The sequence below is a fragment of the Enterococcus sp. genome, assembly GCF_032555305.1.
Taxonomy (GTDB): domain Bacteria; phylum Bacillota; class Bacilli; order Lactobacillales; family Enterococcaceae; genus Enterococcus_A.
This window is the reverse complement of record NZ_JAWGOQ010000037.1, coordinates 1-22,357: the sequence shown is the minus strand read 5'-3', so window position 1 is coordinate 22,357 and position 22,357 is coordinate 1. Positions and strand designations below refer to the sequence as shown.

Below are 22,357 nucleotides of genomic sequence, written 5' to 3'. Positions count from 1 at the left end.
GGCTACCTCTTTTCTGCTAAATAAGCTAAACTTTTTTTCGTTTTCCAATTAAGACTAATCCAACCATGGCTAGGAAGAACAAGCCTAAAACAATTAAGCCTTTATTTTGAATACTTCCTGTTGACGGTAATCTCTTTGAAGCAGTCGAACTGCTTCCTGAAACATTTCGATAAGTCGTATGAACATTGGTAGTTTTGTTGTTAGAATCTCCTGTTTTAGGAAGATTTAATGGATCGTTTTCCTGATTAATTTCTTTTTTACTTGATTGACTATTTTTAACGGAGAATTTAATCGGTGTTTCATCTATCAGATATCCATCTGGCGCTTTTGTTTCAATAATTTGATAGTCGCCATCAGCTAATCCTTTAATGAGAATCGAACCATCTTCACCTGTAACTATTTTTTCTTTTCCAGCTACAGTTTTTCCTTTCTCATCAACCAATTTGAACTCAGCATTGGCTAATGTACGTCCTGTTTTACTATCAATTTTCTTTAATAGTATCTCACCGGTTCGGACTTTCTTTTCTGGTGTGTACGAATTATTAAATACTGGAATCTCTCCGGCCTTGACGTTTTCGTAGACTGCTGTTGCTTCTAATTTCCCGGATTTGTCTTCCACATTGACAGTTACTTTGTATTTAGTATCATCATACGTAATCCCGGTTTCTTTTTCTGCTGGAATGGCTTCAGAAATTGTGTATTCATAGGTACCTGCTTTGTCATAAGTAAGCTGATCGAAGGTCACCTTGCCGTCTTTATCATTTTTCTTCGTATCTTCAATCCCCGAACCAGATAACTTGAAGCTAAACTCATCGGCTTTTAGTGAACGACCACTTAGTTCTTTCTTCGCTTCTAGTTGAATACTTCCTGGTAAAGCTTTGTAAGTATTCTTGAAGACGGGTACTTCACCTGCATTCACGTTTTCGTAAACCGCTGTTGCTTCCAGCTTCCCATCCTTTTCTTCGACTGTCACGGTTACTTTGTATTGCGTGTTGTCATAAGTGACACCAGTTTCTTTTTCCGCTGGAATAGCTTCGGAGATTGTGTATTCATACGTATCTGCTTTATCGTAAGTGATCTCATCAAACAATACTTTGCCATCAACATCATTTTTCTTTGTTTGTTCAACATCGCCATCACCTTTTAGATTGAAGCTGAATTCGTCGGCTTTCAATGGGCGGCCGTTTAATTCTTTCTTCGCTTCTAATTGAATACTTCCTGGTAAAGCTTTGTAAGTATTCTTGAAGACTGGTACTTCGCCTGCATTGACGTTTTCGTAAACCGCTGTTGCTTCCAGCTTTCCAGCTTTTTCTTCGACTGTCACGGTTACTTTGTATTGCGTGTTGTCATAAGTGACGCCGGTTTCTTTTTCCGCTGGAATAGCTTCGGAGATTGTGTATTCATACGTATCTGCTTTATCGTAAGTGATCTCATCAAACAACACTTTGCCATCAACATCATTTTTCTTCGTTTGATCAACACCGCCATCACCTTTCAAATTGAAGCTGAATTCGTCCGCTTTCAATGGGCGACCGCTTAGTTCCTTCTTCGCTTCTAATTGAATACTTCCTGGTAGTGCTTTATACACATTCTTGAAGACTGGCACTTCACCGGCCTTGACGTTTTCGTAAACTGCTGTTGCTTCCAATTTTCCAGCTTTTTCTTCGACTGTCACTGTTACTTTGTATTGTGTATTGTCATAAGTGACGCCGATTACCTTATCCGCTGTGATCGTTTCAGAGATTGTGTACTCGTACGTACCCGTTTTGTCATATACAATACTATCAAAGCTTATTTTGCCGTCTTTATCATTTTTCTTTGTTTGATCAACACCGTCGCCTTTTAGCGTGAAACTGAACTCCTCAGCTTTTAATGGGCGGCCGCTTAGTTCCTTCTTCGCTTCTAATTGAATACTTCCTGGTAGTGCTTTATACACATTCTTGAAGACTGGTATTTCGCCGGCCTTGACGTTCTCGTAAACCGCTGTCGCTTCTAACTTTCCAGCCTTTTCTTCGACTGTCACTGTTACTTCATACTGAGTAGTGTCGTAAGTGACGCCGGTTTCTTTTTCCGCTGGAATGGCTTCGGTAATTGTATACTCATACGTACCTGCTTTATCGTAAGTAAGCTGGTCGAAAGTTATCTTGCCGTCTTTATCATTTTTCTTCGTTTGGTCTACTTTATCGCCTTTCAAGTTGAAACTAAACTCGTCAACTTTCAGTGGGCGACCACTTAGTTCCTTCTTCGCCTCTAATTGGATACTTCCTGGTAGTGCTTTATAAACATTCTTAAATGTTGGCACTTCACCAGTTTGGACTTTTTCGTAGACCACTGAGGCTTCCAGTTTTCCATCTTTTTCTTCGACTGTCACTGTTACTTCATACTGAGTAGTGTCGTAAGTGACGCCGGTTTCTTTTTCCGCTGGAATAGCCTCGGAAATTGTGTATTTGTAGCTGCCTGCTTTATTATAAGAAATTTGATCAAACAACACTTTGCCATCAACATCATTTTTCTTCGTTTGATCAACACCGCCATCACCCTTCAAATTGAAGCTGAATTCGTCGGCTTTCAATGGGCGACCGCTTAATTCTTTCTTCGCTTCTAACTGAACACTTCCTGGTAAAGCTTTGTAGGCATTCTTGAAGACTGGCACTTCACCGGCCTTGACGTTTTCGTAAACAGCTGTTGCTTCCAATTTTCCAGCTTTTTCTTCGACTGTCACGGTTACTTTGTATTGTGTATTGTCATAAGTAACGCCGGTTTCTTTTTCCGCTGGAATAACCTCGGAAATTGTGTATTTGTAGCTGCCTGCTTTATCGTAAGTAATCTCATCAAACAACACTTTGCCATCAACATCATTTTTCTTTGTTTGTTCAACACCGCCATCACCTTTTAGATTGAAGCTGAATTCGTCGGCTTTCAATGGGCGGCCGCTTAATTCTTTCTTCGCTTCTAATTGAATACTTCCGGGCAGTGCTTTATACACATTCTTGAAGACGGGTACTTCGCCGGCATTGACGTTTTCATAGACCGCTGTTGCTTCCAGCTTCCCAGCCTTTTCTTCGACTGTCACGGTTACTTTGTATTGCGTGTTGTCATAAGTGACACCAGTTTCTTTTTCCGCTGGAATGGCTTCGGAGATTGTGTATTCATACGTATCTGCTTTATCGTAAGTGATCTCATCAAACAACACTTTGCCATCAATAGTGTTTTTCTTCGTTTGATCAACATCGCCATCACCCTTCAGATTGAAGCTGAATTCGTCAGCTTTCAATGGACGGCCGCTTAGTTCCTTCTTCGCTTCTAATTGGATACTTCCGGGCAGTGCTCTATACACATTCTTGAAGACTGGTACTTCGCCTGCTTTAACGTTTTCATAGACCGCTGTTGCTTCCAGCTTCCCAGCTTTTTCTTCGACTGTCACGGTTACTTTGTATTGCGTGTTGTCATAAGTGATGCCAGTTTCTTTTTCCGCTGGAATAGCTTCGGAGATTGTGTATTCATACGTATCTGCTTTATCGTAAGTAATCTCATCAAACAACACTTTGCCATCAACATCATTTTTCTTCGTTTGATCAACACCGCCATCACCCTTCAAATTGAAGCTGAATTCGTCGGCTTTCAATGGGCGGCCGCTTAGTTCCTTCTTCGCTTCCAAGGTGATTTTTGTACTCAACTTAATTGGTGTTTTTGAATTTTTTAAAGTAAAGGTATGACTCGCTTGGGTATCCGAAATTACCACTGGATGTTCTGTATCATCTTTTGTATAGCCGTCTGGTGCTTTGCTTTCAATTATGATATAGGTTCCATAACGTAGATTGGAAAGCTGGTCAATTTCGCTACCATTTTCAATGATCTTATCACCTTTTACCTCAATGTTTGAGAATATCAGGGAAAGATTGCCATCCTTATCCTTTCGGTAAAGATCAAAGAACGCGGAATCCGTAGTAATCAATTCATTTTTTTCATCGACTTTTTTAAATTTGATGGAGCCATTTTTCCCACTCGATGTCCCCTCACCATCAGTAGATTTCACTGTTACACTCGTTGTCGTTTCATGATATTGAATATCTTTTCCATAAAGGGAGGCGCTGTTTTTTACTAACTCATTATTTTGAATACCTGGATCTAACAATGTCTGATACTCAATAATATAAGGCGTATCGATGGATTCTCCTAAATTGATGGTTAACGTTTGTGTTCCTGCAGCAGAATCTGAAGTAATTTCCGGTTTTCTGTCTTCAGGAAAATCAATTGCTGGACCATCCTTAACAAACGTTCCTGAGCTATTTTTTGCGGCTTTGTAAACCTTCACCACTACGTTTTTATCAGCATCATAAACAAATGTCTGCTCATTGAGCTTGACTGTATCTGTGACTACAGGATTAATGACTTTATGACCATCCTTATTTAGTACAACAGACCAGTTTATCAAACGATAATCATCGCCGATTCCCTGAACCCCTTTTTTATCGATCCAGGCGGTTTTATCACTTTTTTCTACCATCCCTTCGACTTTTAGAGGCGTTTTATCTTTTACGGTCATAGTCGCTACATTTTTATATTTATGGTACTCATCTGAAGCTTTTGCCGAAACAAAGATTGCGAAGGTTTTTTTCGTCTCCTTCAATAATTTAATGACTGGGACACCATCATCCAGCGAGTATTCATAGTCTACATTTTCTTGCCATTTGTTGCCTAAACTGCCTACCTCAGCCTTACTTGAAGCAATCTCCACATCATAAATGACTAGATCTTTAAGCTCCTGACCTTCACCTAGCTCTTCTCTAATTGTTGTATCGGCCGGAATAGTCGTCTTCCAGGTATTAAACAAGGCAGTCCAATAGACACTATTTTCAGCTGCTTTATCCTCGCTAAACGGATTAGCATGTGAAAAGGCAGTACTGACATCCGCATCTTTAGCTAAATATTTCCCATATTTTATCCCGTTGAAGGAAAACTTGGCGTCAACCCATGTAGCTACCTCGGCTCCATCAATATGTGTTTTATCGTCTTCACCTGTATACGTGACTAAAGCACTATTATTAAATTGTAATAACGCTCCGGAAGCATACTCTGGTTGCTGGTCTATAAAATAATGTGTGGAATACTCGAGTTTTATCTGGGCGCTCGTAGTAGCATAGCTGCCAATCAAACGGACGATAAAACCAACAGAATAATCTGAATCGTCATCAATTTTCTCTAATACATAATCAGTATCTTTCGTTAAAAGTTTGTCAGCTGTTCCATCATTTGCTGTAACTTTTAGCGTTGATTCAATCAATTGAAGCGGACTTTGTTTACTTCCATCAAGTAGTGCAAACCTATCTGTAATGACCGCATTTTTCATTACAATACGATTTTTATTTAAAGTCGTTTTCCAATCAATCGTATTATCTGAGTAGTCTTTACCTGTGGCGATTTTTTCTACGCCTAATCCCTTCTCAACATCTGGCTTTTCACCGCCTGTGATCTCTTCACTGTTTCCACCGTCTGTAATTACAGCTGTGTTCATCAGATCTGTTTTGATTGGCGTAGGCACCACAAACGTTTGGGTAGAGTACGTCACCTTATAAACACCTTTTTCAACAAACTTCAGTGTAAAATAAACGTATTCGCCATCCTTCTTCTTAAAATCAGCTTCGTCTTCAGAGAAAGACCATTTATCTCCTGGAACTAGACTTCCATCATTATCATATACCTTGATCGTATTCTTTAGCAGATAGTGATTCGCCGTATTCGGATCGCCATATCTTGAATACATCCAATCCTTTAAGGTCCCACCAGCTTGGGTGTAGGTAGCCTTGACTTCCCAGTTGAACTTTCCTGTATTCAAATCATAATCTGTACAGTATTTGTAATTGTCTTTATCATTAAAGGATACGCTGGCCTCTGAAGAATTCGGTATAAAATTATCGCCAGTGATCGTTACCTTATTGAGAAACTCTTTCTTTGTTTTATCTTCTAGCTTCATCTTCAAAACAATTCTGACTGTTTGATTCATGATTCCAGAAGCGAACTTATAGACATAATCACTGCCATCTTGCCAAGCTTGAATAAATCCAGCAGGTGCCGCTACCCAATTACCCGACTCATCCTTGACAGAATATTCATGGTGCCAAACGGATAACCCTTCAGGCAAAGCATCTCTTACGACAACATTTCTTAGATCACGTTTTTCTTCATTTAGGACGATTGTCCAAGTAACTGTATTATCAGATTCTATGATTCCTTTTTTATTGATATCCGGCTTTACGACAGGGACGACAATTTTGATTTCATCCCCAGCTTGGTCAGTAATATTGGTAGGAATCTCAATAGTTTCAGTATCCGTTTTAATATTCAGTTCAGTCTTTAGTTTGATGGTCCCTTCACGTTGGCTTAGCTTTTCTGCTACACCATTAAATCTGACTGTCAACAAACCGTTTTCTTCTAAAATAAAATCCCCTAAAATCTCTTTTTCCACACCATTTTCGTCTATATTCTTCAAATCACCTGTAACTTTATTGTGAACGGAAAAATATTCAGGCAGCTGATAGGTGTAATAATCACCATTTTTGATTATTTCCGAATCGTCTAAAATCCATTTAAAAAAGATCATGATATTCGCATCTTTCACTGCTGGATTTTCAGCTGTGAACTCATTTTCCTGAAGATCGGTAATCTTAATATCATTAAACAATTTAACGCCACGTTCGTTTAATTTCGGATTATGTGGTTCTTCTGCTTGCGGTTCTAGTTTTTCTTGCGTTGAGTTGACTTCCGTCAGCGGATCAGCCGCAGGATCGACTTTTTTATCGTAGTAAATCGTCGAAACCGTATTATTTCCAAAATCAACGTTTTCTGTTTCCAGATCCTCAGCGATCGTTTCTGCTGTCAGCTCGAGGATTCCCTCATAGAACTTGGCGCTCGTAAATTCTGGAGCGCGACCGTCCTCTGTTTCTTCATAATTCTTTTTAAATTGGAATACCAATTGTTGATTGCTTACTTGATAATTTCCCATTTCAGCTAAGCTGCCTGATTGGTCAGGAAAATTTAAATTATCCGGCAGATCAACCGCTACGATCGTATTTTCCTCAACTAGCGTTGCCTCCGCCAAGGACCAATTCAATTTGAGTTTTACTTCATCTTTGTGCTTCACACGGTTGCTTTCTGTAATTTCTTGATCAGACGTATCTGTAATCAACGCCTGATTGATCACCACATCGGCTGATTCAATGGTCTCCGCAAAGATTGACATTGGAAAGCTGCTAAGCATCATTCCCACGATTGCAGATAATGACCATATTTTTTTTAATCGATTCATCTATTTTCATCCCCTTTTAAAATATAAGATATTCTTCTCTATTTTCTTCCGTCATTTTGGTGCCATAAAGAATTGTCCCTGACATGTTTGACAGCATTCGAACGAGTTCTCGTTCACCGCTTTTATTATCAGGTAATTCTGTAAATGGTAACGCACTAATTTTTTGTTCAATTGTCTCTAAAGAAGCTGTACTTTTCCTTTTAGCTGACTGTGCCATCGCCTTTTCGCCAGTGTCAGGTAGATCATTTTTTTCTGTCTCTTTTGTTGTCTTTTTTCTTTTCGAAGCTTTTTGATCTGGCGGCTGTTCGGGCTCCGGCTCTTCGGTTGAATTCAAAAGTTCATCTTGTTCTTCTATCCGATCATTTGAAACAATCATCATATTTCCCGACTCAGATAGATCAAACATTAGTATTTTTTGTTCTTCTTTAACCTGAGCGATTAATTTTTCACTACTATACAAGATTGGTGCATTGGATTGATAAAACATCAGCGAAGGGAGCGCAAAGGCGATTAATATATTTTTATTCATAGGCCCCTCCCTTAACTGTTAATAGTAGATGACCAAACTCCGCCCAGTCTTCCGGCGTTGGCGGCCGTTTCCAAATTATTTGATGGCACGGAAGCATATCAATCAGAAAATCAGATAGATAAATTTGTGTTTTTGTGCTTAATTTTTTTTCGTAACAAATATTCATACTTTGAAGAGAAGTCAACATCATCTGGATGTATTCGTTATAGCTATGACCGTGAGAGAAATCGATGCAAATGTATACTGGAGCTTCCAACTCATCAACAGAGATTTTGGTCATTAAGAAAAACAAATAGTCATAATAAAGCTTGTTTCGCTCCTGATCCGAATGAAACAGGCCACGCTGAGCAATCTTTTCAATAAAATCTTGAATGATTTCATCCAATTTAGGATTAATTTCTTGAAAGTAGCGACGTTGGATTTTTGTAACAAATGTTGTTTCACGAAAATGATAAATCAGCCATTTACGATTAATTCGTAACAATCCGTCAGTTAATGCTTCATTTTCAGTTAATTGACTTAGTTCAAAACTGGAATGCTTGACTAGATAGTGAAGAAATTCAACCACTAATTCTTGCGCCTGCTGCTCCTCGGCTTTTTCATTGAAAGTAAGTTCTTGCTGCAAATCGATTTCCATCATCTGACAAAAGAGGAGTAGTGCAGCAATCTCGTGTTTTATTTCTGTGGGTGTAAGAGTAAAGTGCCCTTCCAACCATTTTGCAAGATACTCAGTCGTTTCGTTCTCCTCATAGTCAATAATTGCTTCGTCTATTGCATGATTTTTCTCCAATCGAATCATTGCTATACTCAGAAAAAACAATAATTTATGCTCTTTGGTTTTTGGTAAGGAGAGATTCAGAAAATGTTCTAAGTAACGAAGAACCTCTTTCGAGCGCTGTTGTATCACTTTTTCAAACGGGCTCGTTAATCCATTAAACATTTCATAGTACAAACCAAATAAAAAACTGCGAATGGACATTTCATTGCCGACTAGCTGATTCTTCTTAATCTGAAACCCTTCATCCACTAGCTGTTCCTTCAGCCTTTTGTATAACCTATAGGTACTTGAACGACTCACATGAAGTTCTTCGATTTGTTTATCAAGACTGGTCTCATTCGTTACGTATCGATGAAAAATTTGATAGGTCAAACTGCGCTCAATTAAGAAAACTCGCATCTTTTTTACAATCGCGTGTGTCAACTGATGGACTTCAATTTCACCTGTTTCCAGCAGTTCGATTGACGCTTCGTTATAATTAGCTTGTAATTCGGCTTGTAGTTCCTGCAGATATTTTTCCAATTTATATCGAGAGATCTCTAAAATATCTCCAAGCTGTTCAATTGAGCAATATGCATTCTTATTTAGTTCTAGATATTGAAGCAGATACCATTTATAACGGTCATCATCCATCAATAAATCATTCGCCTGCATTTCTCGCTCCTTTCAAATTAAGTATCTTAAATAATTAATTTTCTTAATTATATTGTTTATATAAGTAAAATTTAATTAGCAGAATAATCTTTTTGTCCTTATTTTTTGGTGTTTACGAAAAAAAAAGAGATTTGCACCATACAAATCACTTTTATCTATAAATATATCTTAACATATGGCTAATTAATTTAAAAAAATAATTAATTTATGAAGAATTTCGACAATTATAACACAAGTTATCTAAATGTGTATCATTAAATTCGTATTTTCCCTCAAAAACACTTTTAACAAATTAAAAAAACAGAGGTTATAATCCTCTGTTTTTCATTACTATCCGGTTATTATTCCATTTTATTCGTACAATTTGTTCGAATGAAAAATCCGATTTAGATCATTCGTTTTGCGATTGTTATATATTTTTTCAACCAGCTGCCGCAGATAACTGATAAAGCCACAAAAAGTAATCCAACGACAAAACCAGCCATGACTTGTGGGAATCCCGTTAATGTCACAAACAAAATATTGAATGGAATATCTAGAATACCAAAAAGATTCATCATTGCTACTATCGGCAAGCCAATACCGATGATCCCAAAAGCTCCCGTCAAAACTGAAAGAATTGGTACAATAAACATTCCTGAAAAGAATACGGCAAGTCCACTGCCAATTTTTCCGATAATCGTTCTGTCCTCTTTATTCCCGCCATTTGCACCATACACATTTCTGTTATTCATTTTTTGTTCCATTTTAAACACTCCTTTTTCATTTTAATGTATTTATTTTTCCTTCAGAAAAATAAGTCTGATTTTCAAGCCGTATACCATCCAACTAGGATTTCCTCCGATAGTTAGTGGTTACTTTTTTTGCTCCTTTGTTCAATAAAAAACTGTGAAAAGTTGGACTGGCATCCTCTTTTTAAATTCTAGTCTTTATAGTTACTCGCTTCATAGTTTATAAAACGATCTACACGATTTTTAATACCTAACGACGGTATGTATAATTTTAAAATAAAACTGCCATTCAAGGCAGAGATTATTTTTTTTGATCATATATCTTTCGGAATTTCTCAAGACGCTTAACTGCGTCTGCATCAAAAATCTCGATTCCCAATTTAGTCATCATTTCTTGAAAAAGGGCGAAACGATTGGCGACACTGCTTGGATCCTCATCATGGACCAGTGGAATCAACCAAATATTAATCAGCAACAGAATCATTTCCGCCAGTTCCTTTGGATAATCGGTCTTGATGGAACCATCCGCTACCCCTTCTTCGATGATTGGCTGAACAAAATGTGGAACAGATTCTTTGTAGATTCCTTCTAGTTGCATGGCTAACATCTGTGGGTTCTTTAGAAAATCTGGAGCCATTTGAAACATGTCATCCTGGCGAGGACTCTCTAAAGCAGTCGTAAACAGTGACTGCAGCTTTTGTAATCCTGTCATATTCTTATTTTTTTCGAGTTGACGAAGATGGTCTGTCTCATTTGCATTGTTTTGATAGAGCTTATTCATCACACCATCTAGAATATCTTCCTTTGATTTAAAATGGTGATAGATCGCTCCTTTTGACAATCCGCCAAGATTGTTAACGATATCCTGGATCGATGTATGCTCATAACCCTTCTCTAAAAACAGCTCCATCGAAACATCTAAAATTTTATTGATCGTTTCTTCTGGGTACTTATTGCGAGCCATAATCGCTATCTCCTATCCATACATTCGGTTGGTATGTATATAATATAATCCGTAACTCCTCGTAAGTCAACACTTTTTTCTAATAAATATTTAAAAAAGTTTTTTTCTAAGTTTTTTTCCCTCTGCCTAAGCTAACCCGGAGTTTTCCCTTTAAGTGCTGGTAGGTCAAAAACTGTTGACGTTCCCGTTTGATCGCTTTATAGCGTTTGGGCTGTTTCTTGTAGAATTCCTGATGATAATTTTCCGCAGGCCAGAATGTCTCAGCCTTTCGAATCTCTGTAATGATCGGTTTCTTATACCTACCAGAATCGATTACCACTTGTTTGGTTTTCTCTGCGATTGCTTGTTGTTCTTCATTCGTCGTAAAAATGATTGGACGATACTGCGGCCCTCGATCTTGAAATTGACCAAAAGCATCCGTGGGGTCAGTGATCTTCCAATAAAGATCGATAAGCTCTTGATAGCTCACAACCCTCGTATCGAAAATGATTTCCACTGCCTCAACATGTCCGGTACCGCCGCTGCTAACTTGATCGTAACTAGGATTTTCTAGCGCTCCACCTGTATACCCCGACAATACCGAAACAATCCCCGGCTGGGTTTCAAAAGGCTCTACCATACACCAGAAGCAGCCACCTGCAAAAATCGCCCGCTCTTGATGGGCAGGATTACTGACAAAATGCTTTTTCTTCACAGATTGATAAACGGCAGAGTCCTTTTCCGTGATCTCCTGATAAAAATCTGTCACATCTGGAGTGAGATTATTTCGTAGTGCCAATGGCCGCAGTTCTGCCTCCAACTTCGCCAATTGCTCCTTGAAATTGCCTTTATCATCTAACGCATTTTTAGTCGTGGTCAATAAGTAGCGCTCCCAGTCACGCGTCTTCGGATTCAATATTAAATTATAGATTTTCTCTAGTACTTCTTCTTGAGTCAATTGCATGATGCCCACCTCGATCACCTTCACTTAAAATTCATCTGCAATTTACCACAATTTTGTTGAATAATCGAATAGTTGGATTGCAAAAAAGACTTATCCAAAAAAGATAAGTCTTCGTTTATTGTAAAGTATCAAATATCTAGGATTCCTTTGATTTTTCGGAATGAGATCGTGTAAATAATTGCTTGATAAGCAACAACTACTAGCAATAAGACACTATCCATCATTAACGCACTCATTTCAGTGTTGGTAAATTGGCCATCGTTTGTATTGAACATCAGCAACGTAAAACAATAAATCAACATCACCGCGACGACAGTCGGCAACACAAACAATTTGTTCAGCTGACTAATTACACATTTCCGGATATAGTGATTATTCGCTCCCAAACGTTTCAAATCTTCAAACAATCGCTGATTGGATAAACCAATCGTAATACTGCGCGTGTAAGAAATAACTCCAACTGCGGCTAAACAAATGATCGCGACAAAAATGAAGACTAAGAAATATACCGCTAAATTTTGGAAAAAGGTTTTCTCTACTAAGATTTTCATCGTTGGGTAATATTTCCAGTTATCCATTAAATCGGGATTCTCAGCTGAAAGAGTTAGTACTCGATCATAACTGTATTTCTGATGATTTGCTTTGGCTTTAGCTGATTGGTGAGCATCATAAGAATTTAAAACCGCCATTTTTGAGGAGGCTTTTTCAAGGAATTCTTGATAAAGCGCTTGAGCAAAAGGATACGAAGCTTCCAAATCTGCAACATTGAATAGAATCTGCTTTGTCTGATTTGCTTCACTCAACTCTTGTTTAATGCTCTGATAATCCTGGTCATTCAAAACATAGCGGCGACTTCCTTGACTTACCAAAGGCTGATAACGAACGACGCCCTTGAATTTTAATGAAAGCTTCTCATTAGTGACAGGATTGGTGACTTGATCCAAATCATTATCCTTCTCCCACATACCTTCAGCTTCGTCTTGTCCCTTTACTCGATAATACTGTCCTTGAGGGACTTTGAGCTTATGATTTGTTTGCTGATTAAAGGTACTTGCATCAATAAAATCGGATAACCGGTGATCCTCCATGTAGTCTTCAATTAATTTTCCATCATCTGACCAATCACGTTCTACACCGCTAGCTAATAGTTCTGAAAAAATAATTTCCTGATAATTCTTGATTTGTACATCATGCTTTTCTGCCAATCGATAGATATCCTGCTGATTGACTTCATCTTCCGAAAGATTGTAATGCAGTTCATAATCCACTGGACTGTTTCCATAGATGTTTAACGCGCTGTATAATTGCGGCGGATAGAAACAAGCAAAGAGACTGGCGGTTAATAGCAACGCAATAATGCTCATATTACGAACCGTTTGTCGACCTTGAAATTTCATCATGTTGGAGCCAATCAAATCATTGTAGTATTTTTGCGGATTTCTTCCCCGCTTGCTCTTCATGATCGCATAGGTCATGATGCGGTAAAGACCGATCAGTGAAATTAAATAAGTAGCGCTCCAAAAACCAGGCATTTGTGTTCCCATACTAGCTGTGATTGATGGAACAACGAAGCCTAAAGCTAATCCAAGAATCAATAACACGAATCCAGATATCCCATACCTCGTAGTAACTGACCGTAATGGTTCATTTTTATGCTCATGATACAAAATTTCCATCATATCCGTGCGCTGAACAAATTGATATAACTGAATGAGCACTGGTACCATTGAAACAAGACCGAAAGCCAGACCGATCGCAACACCAGTAAACGACAAGCCTAAGGACATATCGCCAAGATTAGACAATACCATTTGAAAAATCTGCCAGATCAGAAAGGCTAAGCCAATTCCGAGAATGACACCGACCATGATGCAGGCGATCATTAATTGCAGCATCTCGATCGTCAGCTTTTGTGATAAGTATTTTTTCTTCGCACCTAAAGCCAGAAACACACCAGTCTCGCGACTTTTGTATTTTAAGAATAAGCTGGCTGCATACATAATGAAGATCAAACAGCCAATGATCGCAATCGCGAAAATCATCATCACTTGCTTGCGGCTGTCCCCGCCAATCGGAAGTGTTTGTTGGACGATCGTGCTATACAACATCACCGCATAAGACGTAATCAGTAAAACTGAAAACGTCATACAGAAAACGAATTGCAGGTAATTTCGCTGATTGTATTTCCGCAGCTTCTTTAAAAGATCAGACATGGATAGCTTCATCAGGATTCCCCTCCAATTCTTTTAAGACATGGAGCAACTCATCAAAGAATTGTTGTCTTGTGCCTGTTCTTACTAATTCCGTAAACATGGTGCCGTCCTTCATCACTAGCACGCGATCGCAATAACTAGCCGAAAATGTATCATGGGTAACCATAAAAATCGTTGCGCCCAACGAGCGTTTGGCTTCAATAAAGGCTTCGATCACCGTATCGCGAGATTTACTATCTAAGTTTCCAGTCGGCTCATCGGCTAAGAGAATCAACGGGTCATTTATCAATGCCCTAGCCACCGCCGTCCGTTGCTTTTGTCCGCCCGAGATTTCCACCGGATACTTATTGGCAATTGAATCAATCCTAAATAACTTCAGCAGCTTGGATACCTTTTGTTCCATTGGTCGATAGGGTGCTTGCGTGATGACTTTCGGCACACAGACATTTTCAAAAATCGTTAAGCCATCCAGCAGCATGAAGTCCTGAAAGACAAAACCTAGCTTCTTATTCCGTACCTCCGCCATCGCTCCCTCGTCGAGCTTCGCCAGTAACGTATCATCTAAGCGAATCTCGCCTTTTTCATAAGGAATAAAACACGAAATACAATTCAACAGAGTTGTTTTCCCGCTCCCCGATGGTCCCATCACCGCCACAAATTCACTTTTATCAACGGTAAACGAAACATCCTTCAATACATCATACTGAACCCCGCCAGTATGGAAGCTTTTGTATAAATGATCCACTGTTAACATTTTTTCTCCCCCTGATTCCTAGAGCTGTCACTCTTGTTTTCTATACCCTTATTCTAGGAAAAATTGGCAGACTTACCCATGAGTCATCTTGTAAACTTTGACGCTTTTATTGTCAATTTCGGTAATATTTTAGTGCTATAATGACTAAAAGGGAGGGGTAGAAATGATTCAAGTGGTTTGTTGTGATGATGAAAAAGAGATGCGTAAAGTATTGATCAAAATAATCGAGCCAGAGTTGCAGCTGCAGGGAATCAATTATCAGCTCAGTGAATTTGCTTCGGGGGAAGAATTACTGAGCAGTAATCGGCTGGAGGCGGTGGACCTGCTTTTCTTAGATATAGAAATGAAGACCTTGGACGGTATCGAAACAGCCAAGCAACTACGGAAAGTCAATCAACGCGCGGTGATCGTCTTTATAACGGCTTTTGCCGATTTTGTTTTTCAAGGCTATGAAGTCAAGGCGTTGAATTACCTTTTGAAGCCTTATGGTGAGAAGAAGATCGTCGAGGTATTACGCAAAGCATTAGACGAACTGAAAATGACTCAGTCAAAATATTTCGTGATTGAACAAAAATCAGGCATCACGAGAGTGCCATTAAAGGATATTTGCTACTTCAGCAGTGATCGCCGCATGTTGACGGTGGTAACTACAAAGGATTCCAGTTCTTTCTATGGAAAATTAAGTGATTTAGAACTGCCAGACTCTTTTCTGCGAATTCATAACCGCTATATCGTCAATTTGAACTACGTAGAGCAGCTGGAAGCTGCGTTTCTTTATTGCAATCAAGAGCAGTTGCCCATCAGCCGCAAATATCGGCAGTCCCTAATGGTCAACTTCGCTAAAAATATGTTGGGGTAGGTGATCGGATGAATGCCATTTTTGATTTTACTAATAGTATATTTGGGGTATTTGGCACCTATTTTCTTTATCAGCTCGTTCGGCAATTCGTCGCCGTGAAAGAAAATCGCTTTTTTAAATCGCTCTTTCTCTTAGTATTATTTTGTTCAATCTCGTCGCCGATTTTTCCAAACGATATGTATAATGTATTAATCATATTTTTACTTTTTTTAGGATCTAATTTGCTCTTCTTACAAGGACCATTCATCCACAAGCTTTCTTTGTCGCTCATTTTATTTCCCTTTATCATTGCACTCAATTTTTTAGCTGAAGATATTGGATTGAGACTTTGGATCGCCGGTGGGAGAGGACTAGGCTTAGATTTATTATTGCACGGTATGATGCATATTGTACGTGGTCTCGTTTGGCTTGCGATGTATCAAGCATTTCGTTATGCGACTCCATATTCAAAAACACAGATTACACCGAAGCTATGGTTCATTCTTGATTTAATTTGTTTAACTCCATTGATTGCGATGGTTAGTTTCATTATTTTTACACCGTCGAATACCTTGATGATCTATCCAGCTTCTTTTGCAAGTATCCTGACAAGCATCAGCAGCTTATATATGACGGGACACGTTGCAAAAAGTTTTCACTATAAATTAGAAAATCAAAATCTGCAGCTGCAAAAGGAGTATTATCAAGAATTAGAAGGCAATCAAAAACAGCTACGCAAAGTTCACCACGACATGAACAATCACTTTGGTGTGATGCTCAATTTAATTCGTGAAGAAAAATCCGAAGCAGCAGAAGAATACTTGGCAAACTTGACCCAGCAGCACATCTTATCCAATCGTATTTTTTGTAAGAATACGATCGTCAATGCCGTACTAAATGCCAAATATCAGCTGATGCAGGACTATCAGATTGCTTGCTCGATACAGCTAGACATCGACACCATGATAACAATTGATGATATTAGTTTGTGCTCGTTATTCGGGAATACTTTGGATAATGCAATCGAAGCGGCAAAAGATGCTCCCAAAAAAGAGGTCAGCTTGAAGGCTAGATATTATAACGGTTTTTTCAGCTATGAGATCAAAAATACAAAAAAGCACCAGATCAAGAAGACTGGTTCGCGCTTCTTCTCAACTAAGGACAAGCCGCAGGAGCATGGAGTCGGATTGCAATCTGTCCGTTCCATCGTTGAAAGCTATGATGGAACCTTGAATATTGACTATGATGATGAACAGTTTTCCTTAGTCGTGTTGATCAACAATATTTAAAAAGCGAAGTGGTAGCTAGTTAAGCTAGGTCACTTCGCTTTTTTGATTACAATAATTCTTTTCTTAACGTTGCATCATCAACAGGCGATAAGTACTTCGGCGCGATATCCAATACCGTGAAGGCTCCGAATTGTTTCTCTGCTGCTAAGCGCGCGCATGCTCTGGCATAGGCCACTAAGACACTGGCGGTGAATTCAGGATTGCTTTCCAATTGCAGATTGTACTCGATCACTTGCTTCGTATTCTCGTGGGTCGTCCCTGTCCGCAATACCGTCCCGCCGTGAGGCATCGCAGCGTGATCACGTTTTAATTCGTCCGCTGATATGAAATGCACAATCGTATCGTATTCATCAAAATAATTCGGCATCGTAACGATCTCTTCTTTGATCGCGTCAGCATCGGCATTTTCTGCTAAGACAACGAAACATTCCCGGAGATGTTTATCTCTGGTCGTTAAATTCATTTTTTCGCCAGCTTTTAACTTCTCGATCACTTCATTTTTCGGGATCGTGTATTGGATCGCATCAGCAACCCCTTCGATTCTTCTCAAGGCATCTGAATGTCCTTGGCTTACACCCTTGCCCCAAAAAGTATACGTCTCGCCTTTTGGCAAAATACTTTCCGCATACAAACGATTTAAACTAAACAAACCTGGATCCCAGCCAGTTGAAATAATCGAAACGGTTTGATTATCTTTGGCAGCCTGATCGACATTCGCAAAATGTTCAGGAATCTTGGCATGGGTATCAAAACTATCGATCGTATTAAAGTTTTTTGTGATCGCTGGTGTTTGCACTGGTAGATCGGTTGCTGAGCCGCCGCACAAAATACACACATCGATCTTTCCCTTTTGTGCATCTAAATCATCCATCAGATAAACCGGTGCACCATCGGTCTGAACCGTCTCCGGCTTTCTTCTTGTAAAGACGCCGACCAATTCCATATCGGCATTTTGCTTCAATGCCCGTTCCACACCACGACCTAAATTTCCATATCCGACAATTGCTACTTTGATCATTCGTTGTCCCCCTATTCGTATTTATTAAAAGTATACTATAAATTCAGCTTGATAATTAGAAAAATCTCATCACAAAAAAAGATGACCAAGAAACCTCCAGCAGATTCTTGGTCATATCATTAGATTAAATTGTATTTGATCAAACTATCAACCGCTGCTAATACAGCCTCTTCTTTTGTACCGATCGGTGTCCATCCCAATACTTCTCTGGCTTTGGCATTACTGACATTGCGGTTCATCTCCGCCATAAATTGTCCTTCTCTTGCTGTTGCGTTAAAATGTGAAGCCCCTTTAAGTATCCAGTTTGGCATGGTTCTCTTCGAAATTTTCTCTGCCAATTGCGGACGTTCTTTCCTCAGCAACTCTGCGATCTCCGGCATTGAGATCATGCCATCTGTAGTTGCTATAAAGCGTTGCCCTGCTGCTTCCGGTGTGATCATGGCGCGAATGTGTAGATCAACGACATCCCGCACATCTACAACATTTAATTGAATATTCGGAATGACTTTCATCGAACCACTGGCAATTCCCTTCAGCAGATCGAAACTGCCAGAAACATGACTGTCTAACGATGGACCAAAAATCGCTACGGGATTGACTGTCGCAAACTCTAATCCTTTCCCTTCTGTTTCGATAAATTTCCACGCAGCTTTTTCAGCCAGCAGTTTGGACTTCTCATAAGCTGAAAGGCCCTTCGCATTTTCATCAGTCCAATCATTTTCAGTTGTTACTGACTGCCAATCTTGATTAGTAAAGCCCACAGCTCCGAAATTTGAAGTCATCACGACCCGTTTCACCTTTGTGCGTTTAGCCGCCTTCAAAATCCGCACGATCCCTTCAATTGCTGGTCGAATCACTTCAGCTTCATCTTTTGGAATTTCAAAGAAAACTGGTGAAGCCACACTCAATACATAATCACGATCCTCCATCGCTTCATCCCAATTGTCATCCCTCGATAGATCCGCTTCAATAAAGGAAAGCTGATCAAATTTTGTGACACCATTTTCACGTAAGGTATTAACTACCTTGTCTTTGCTTTTCAATGAACGTACCGTAGTTCGCACGTCATAGCCTTTGTTCAATAATTGTAAGAGCATTTGCATGCCTAAAAATCCCGTTCCGCCAGTTACCAATACTTTTTCTGTCATGTTGAAGACCTCCATCAATTTTTACCTACTTTAAACCCTAAACCATGGTCGAGGGCAACTGTTTTGATAAAAAAAGTGAGAGAAAAATTCTCCCACTCCTTTTTATAGTAGATGATTGTCCTTCAAAACATCGCCAATATAGGTATGTTCAACTTTCTTCACGAAATGCTCCAGCACTTTTTTCTCAACGAATGGCAGATCCATCTCGGAAAGCTTTTTCCGGTCACTCAAATAATAAACGGAATTCGCTAATGTTCGAATATCGTAGGCTGATGCAAAGACTTCGGGCACACCACGTTCGATATCTAAGAATGAATAAACTGCCTCCATTGCTGTACGAACGGAGTATTCCGTCGTAAAGACTGTATCACGCTCGGTTTCAGCGAAGTTTCCAATGAAAGCCAAATTCTCTGAGCCATTAGGAATGACTAGTGGACGATCGCCCGGTTCCCGCAGCATAAAGTATGACGTGATAAATGGCATATAGACCGGTGTCACAACACAAGATTCTTCAGAGATTCGTTTGATTTCGTCTTCCGGCATGCCTAAATGATACATCAATTCTTGGACGATTTCTTGCCCACTACATTGCTCGATCGGTTTCTTGATGTAGTTTCCTGGCGTGTTTGACAGTAGACCATAGACCCAGGTTACAGTTTGTTGATCGTTTTGTTCTTTGAAATGTGGTTGACGGTGTGTCGCAAAACTCATCAACCAATTAGAATCCTTGATCGTAATGATCCCGCCAGTAACAACTCTTCCAGTTCGTAATTTCCGTTGCGTCAAGCGTGAGATATAAGGTTCAATGTCAAAGTTCTCCCATGTCACCGTCGCTGAAACAAACCAGCTTTCATCTGGCAAATTATCACAAAAGACTTCGGGATGACCGAACTCATTGGACTGTTTGGCCAAATTTTTCCAAAGATTCCAGCTGCCGCCCAATTCACGAGTGATTGGTGCAGGTGTATGATGGTCGCCTTCTGTTGAGCTTTCAGTAATCGAGCCATTTGTGACAAAGACTAGATCATTTTCGGTTAAATCAATTTCTTCGGCTTTGCCTGAGCGCGTCAGCAAAATTTTCTTAGCGACTTTTTTGTCCGGCATCGCATCGACTTGAATATTGTTGATCTTCGTTTCATATTGGAAATCCACGCCATGATCATTTAAAAAAGCCAATAATGGTTTTACTAAAGATTCATACTGATTGTAGCGTGTGAATTTTAAAGCTGTAAAATCTGGTAATCCTTTAATGTGGTGGATGAAACGCATCACGTAGCGGCGCATTTCAATCGCTGAATGCCATTTTTCAAAAGCGAACATCGAGCACCAGTATAACCAAAAGTTAGAGGCAAAGAATTCTTCGCCAAAAACATCCTCGATCTTCTTACCGATCAGTTGGTCTTCTGAAGTCATAAATAGATCAACCAATTCTTTTTGCGCTTTTTTCGACAATGTAAAGTCACCATCATCTTCTGCACGTTCACCACGATTATGGATAATCCGACAATTTGATGAGTTAGGGTCATCATGGTCCAACCAATAAAATTCATCTAAGACTGAAGCATCTTCTACTTCCAGTGATGGCACCGAGCGGAATAGATCCCACAAACATTCAAAATGATTTTCCATTTCACGACCGCCCCGAGTCACAAAGCCGTCGTGAGGAATAAATTTTCCATCCAATGAGCCGCCAGATAAAGAAAGTTCCTCAAAAATATGAATATGCTCACCCTTCATTTGACCATCTCGGATCAGAAAAACCGCTGCTGCTAAGCCAGCCAGTCCTGCACCAACGATATAGGCACTCTTGTCATCGACTCCTGCCGGTTTTCTCGGTCTAGCAAATGCTTCGTAATTTCCATTCGTATATCTCATGATGTTTCCCCCTTCAAGTTGTTACCCTCAGCTTACCAACTCAAAAAAAATATTGAAAATAAGACGCTTTCAAGGAATCAAAAATTTTGACTAATTGCTTGATTTGTCTAAAAAATCGGCAAAAAAAATCCTGCAAAACAAATTTCAACGCAAAAAGGAACACTTAACATCAGATGGATCATCCAACATTTAGTGTCCCAACTTATCTCAATCAGTTACATCTACAACAAATAAACGACACCATTCGCTCCTGTTTAATTCCACATGAAAGAAGCCTGATTGTCTCATTTTTTTCAATCATGCATACCTTTAATGAATCTTTTCCACTAACCAATGGCGCGATTATCTTTTTTTCTTATGCCTATTTTTCCTTTTCCCAAGTGCTCTGTCCACGCGTCTCTTCGTTTCCTTTTCGTTTCTTTTCTTCTCGACTTTTCCCACACTTTTACTAGAACCTTTATTAGCGGTATCGGGTTTTGCTGCGGTCTTCTTTTTCTTTTCAGTGGCATCCGTTGATCGGTTGTTCGGTTCATTGGAATTTTTCGGCGGAATGTCGTCTTTTGGTAGCGCAGAACTCGGACTTTTTTTATTCGATACTGTGTTTTTGAAATCCGTGGATTCTTCCAAGCCTTGTTCTGGTTTTCGATCAACAAGTGGCACACGAACAACTTCCTCTTTATTAGATGGCACAGATTGTTTTTGAACTTTCTCTGGTTGTGGTACTTGCGCAGCGGCAATGACTGTTTCTTTTTCGTCAGCAGCCTTTTGAGGTTTTTGGCGTGAGTTGTTAGAGGTGGCAATGATCGTTCCTTGTGTTTTGTAGCTCACGTAAGTCGCAAATTTTTGCCCGCCCTCCACTTTAAAAATACTCAAGGTGGTCAAAATGTTTAGAATATTGATGGTCAGCTCTTCATCGATCGTCGGATCAGTTTCGCGAATCGTCAATTTGTGTTTTTTGCCGTCTTCACCTTCAAAGATCGCTTCGACACGATAAACAAGACCCTCAATCCGATTATCGAGTGTCCCTTCCTGCTCTAAAAAGCCCTTATAGATGCGTGCCTCAATTGTTTGCGCGAAGTATTGTGAACGATTGCCGTACAGCCGTTTTATTAAGGATTCCCACTCATCAACCGAAAAATAATCTTGGAAGTAGGGCAGGTACTGGCACATGGTGTTGGTTTTTTCTGCTGACAGATAGACTTCTCTGATCAAGTCCATAATTAATATCTACTGAACAAATCACTTTTCTAGAAGGTTAGTGATCTATCCTTAAATAAAATGAAAAATTGCTGACTAGGAGGAGCACCTAAAAATTCT

At 39.5% G+C, this 22,357-nt stretch carries 14 protein-coding genes; 2 read left to right on the top strand and 12 right to left on the bottom strand.

The window, feature by feature from the left end; translation table 11 throughout:
• Positions 1 to 25: 25 nt before the first annotated feature.
• From E6139_RS20170 to E6139_RS20135, 8 genes are all read right to left on the bottom strand, one after another.
• On the bottom strand, positions 26 to 7,306 hold the full coding sequence (locus E6139_RS20170) for a Spy0128 family protein (RefSeq protein ID WP_316405339.1): 7,281 nt from the start codon (positions 7,304 to 7,306) through the stop codon (positions 26 to 28).
• Positions 7,307 to 7,322: 16 nt separating this feature from the next.
• Positions 7,323 to 7,835, bottom strand: a complete 513-nt coding sequence (locus E6139_RS20165) for a hypothetical protein (RefSeq protein WP_316405338.1) — start codon at positions 7,833 to 7,835, stop codon at positions 7,323 to 7,325.
• Complete coding sequence (locus E6139_RS20160) at positions 7,828 to 9,267, bottom strand: helix-turn-helix domain-containing protein (protein WP_316405337.1); 1,440 nt, start codon at positions 9,265 to 9,267, stop codon at positions 7,828 to 7,830. Before E6139_RS20160 ends, E6139_RS20165 begins: the two co-directional genes overlap by 8 nt.
• Before the next feature lie 386 nt (positions 9,268 to 9,653).
• On the bottom strand, positions 9,654 to 10,013 hold the full coding sequence (locus E6139_RS20155) for a hypothetical protein (RefSeq protein WP_316405336.1): 360 nt from the start codon (positions 10,011 to 10,013) through the stop codon (positions 9,654 to 9,656).
• 286 nt (positions 10,014 to 10,299) lie between these two features.
• Complete coding sequence (locus tag E6139_RS20150) at positions 10,300 to 10,962, bottom strand: TetR/AcrR family transcriptional regulator (protein WP_316405335.1); 663 nt, start codon at positions 10,960 to 10,962, stop codon at positions 10,300 to 10,302.
• 106 nt (positions 10,963 to 11,068) lie between these two features.
• Entirely contained in the window at positions 11,069 to 11,905 is an 837-nt protein-coding gene (gene msrA, locus E6139_RS20145) for a peptide-methionine (S)-S-oxide reductase MsrA (RefSeq protein WP_316405334.1), read from the bottom strand.
• A gap of 128 nt (positions 11,906 to 12,033) precedes the next feature.
• A complete protein-coding gene (locus E6139_RS20140) occupies positions 12,034 to 14,130 on the bottom strand; it encodes an ABC transporter permease (RefSeq protein WP_316405333.1) in 2,097 nt (698 codons plus the stop codon).
• Positions 14,111 to 14,872 (bottom strand): ABC transporter ATP-binding protein, encoded by a 762-nt coding sequence (locus E6139_RS20135; RefSeq protein ID WP_316405332.1) that lies wholly within the window; start codon positions 14,870 to 14,872, stop codon positions 14,111 to 14,113. The genes E6139_RS20140 and E6139_RS20135 overlap by 20 nt, the downstream gene beginning before the upstream one ends.
• Positions 14,873 to 15,035: 163 nt before the next feature.
• On the opposite strand from E6139_RS20135, the gene E6139_RS20130 reads away from it, so the two are divergent.
• Positions 15,036 to 15,731, top strand: coding sequence for a LytTR family DNA-binding domain-containing protein (locus E6139_RS20130; protein ID WP_316405331.1), 696 nt, complete (start codon positions 15,036 to 15,038; stop codon positions 15,729 to 15,731).
• 8 nt (positions 15,732 to 15,739) lie between these two features.
• Positions 15,740 to 16,999: a sensor histidine kinase gene (locus E6139_RS20125; protein ID WP_316405330.1), complete on the top strand. Its 1,260-nt coding sequence runs from the start codon at positions 15,740 to 15,742 to the stop codon at positions 16,997 to 16,999.
• 46 nt (positions 17,000 to 17,045) lie between these two features.
• On the opposite strand, the gene E6139_RS20120 is transcribed toward E6139_RS20125, so the two are convergent.
• The 4 genes from E6139_RS20120 to E6139_RS20105 form a co-directional block, all read right to left on the bottom strand.
• Positions 17,046 to 18,017, bottom strand: a complete 972-nt coding sequence (locus E6139_RS20120) for a diaminopimelate dehydrogenase (RefSeq protein ID WP_316405329.1) — start codon at positions 18,015 to 18,017, stop codon at positions 17,046 to 17,048.
• Between the two features lie 119 nt (positions 18,018 to 18,136).
• Complete coding sequence (locus E6139_RS20115; protein ID WP_316405328.1) at positions 18,137 to 19,165, bottom strand: NAD-dependent epimerase/dehydratase family protein; 1,029 nt, start codon at positions 19,163 to 19,165, stop codon at positions 18,137 to 18,139.
• Between the two features lie 102 nt (positions 19,166 to 19,267).
• Complete coding sequence (locus tag E6139_RS20110) at positions 19,268 to 21,040, bottom strand: oleate hydratase (RefSeq protein WP_316405327.1); 1,773 nt, start codon at positions 21,038 to 21,040, stop codon at positions 19,268 to 19,270.
• A gap of 342 nt (positions 21,041 to 21,382) precedes the next feature.
• A complete protein-coding gene (locus E6139_RS20105) occupies positions 21,383 to 22,258 on the bottom strand; it encodes a hypothetical protein (protein WP_316405326.1) in 876 nt (291 codons plus the stop codon).
• Between the last annotated feature and the right edge of the window lie 99 nt (positions 22,259 to 22,357).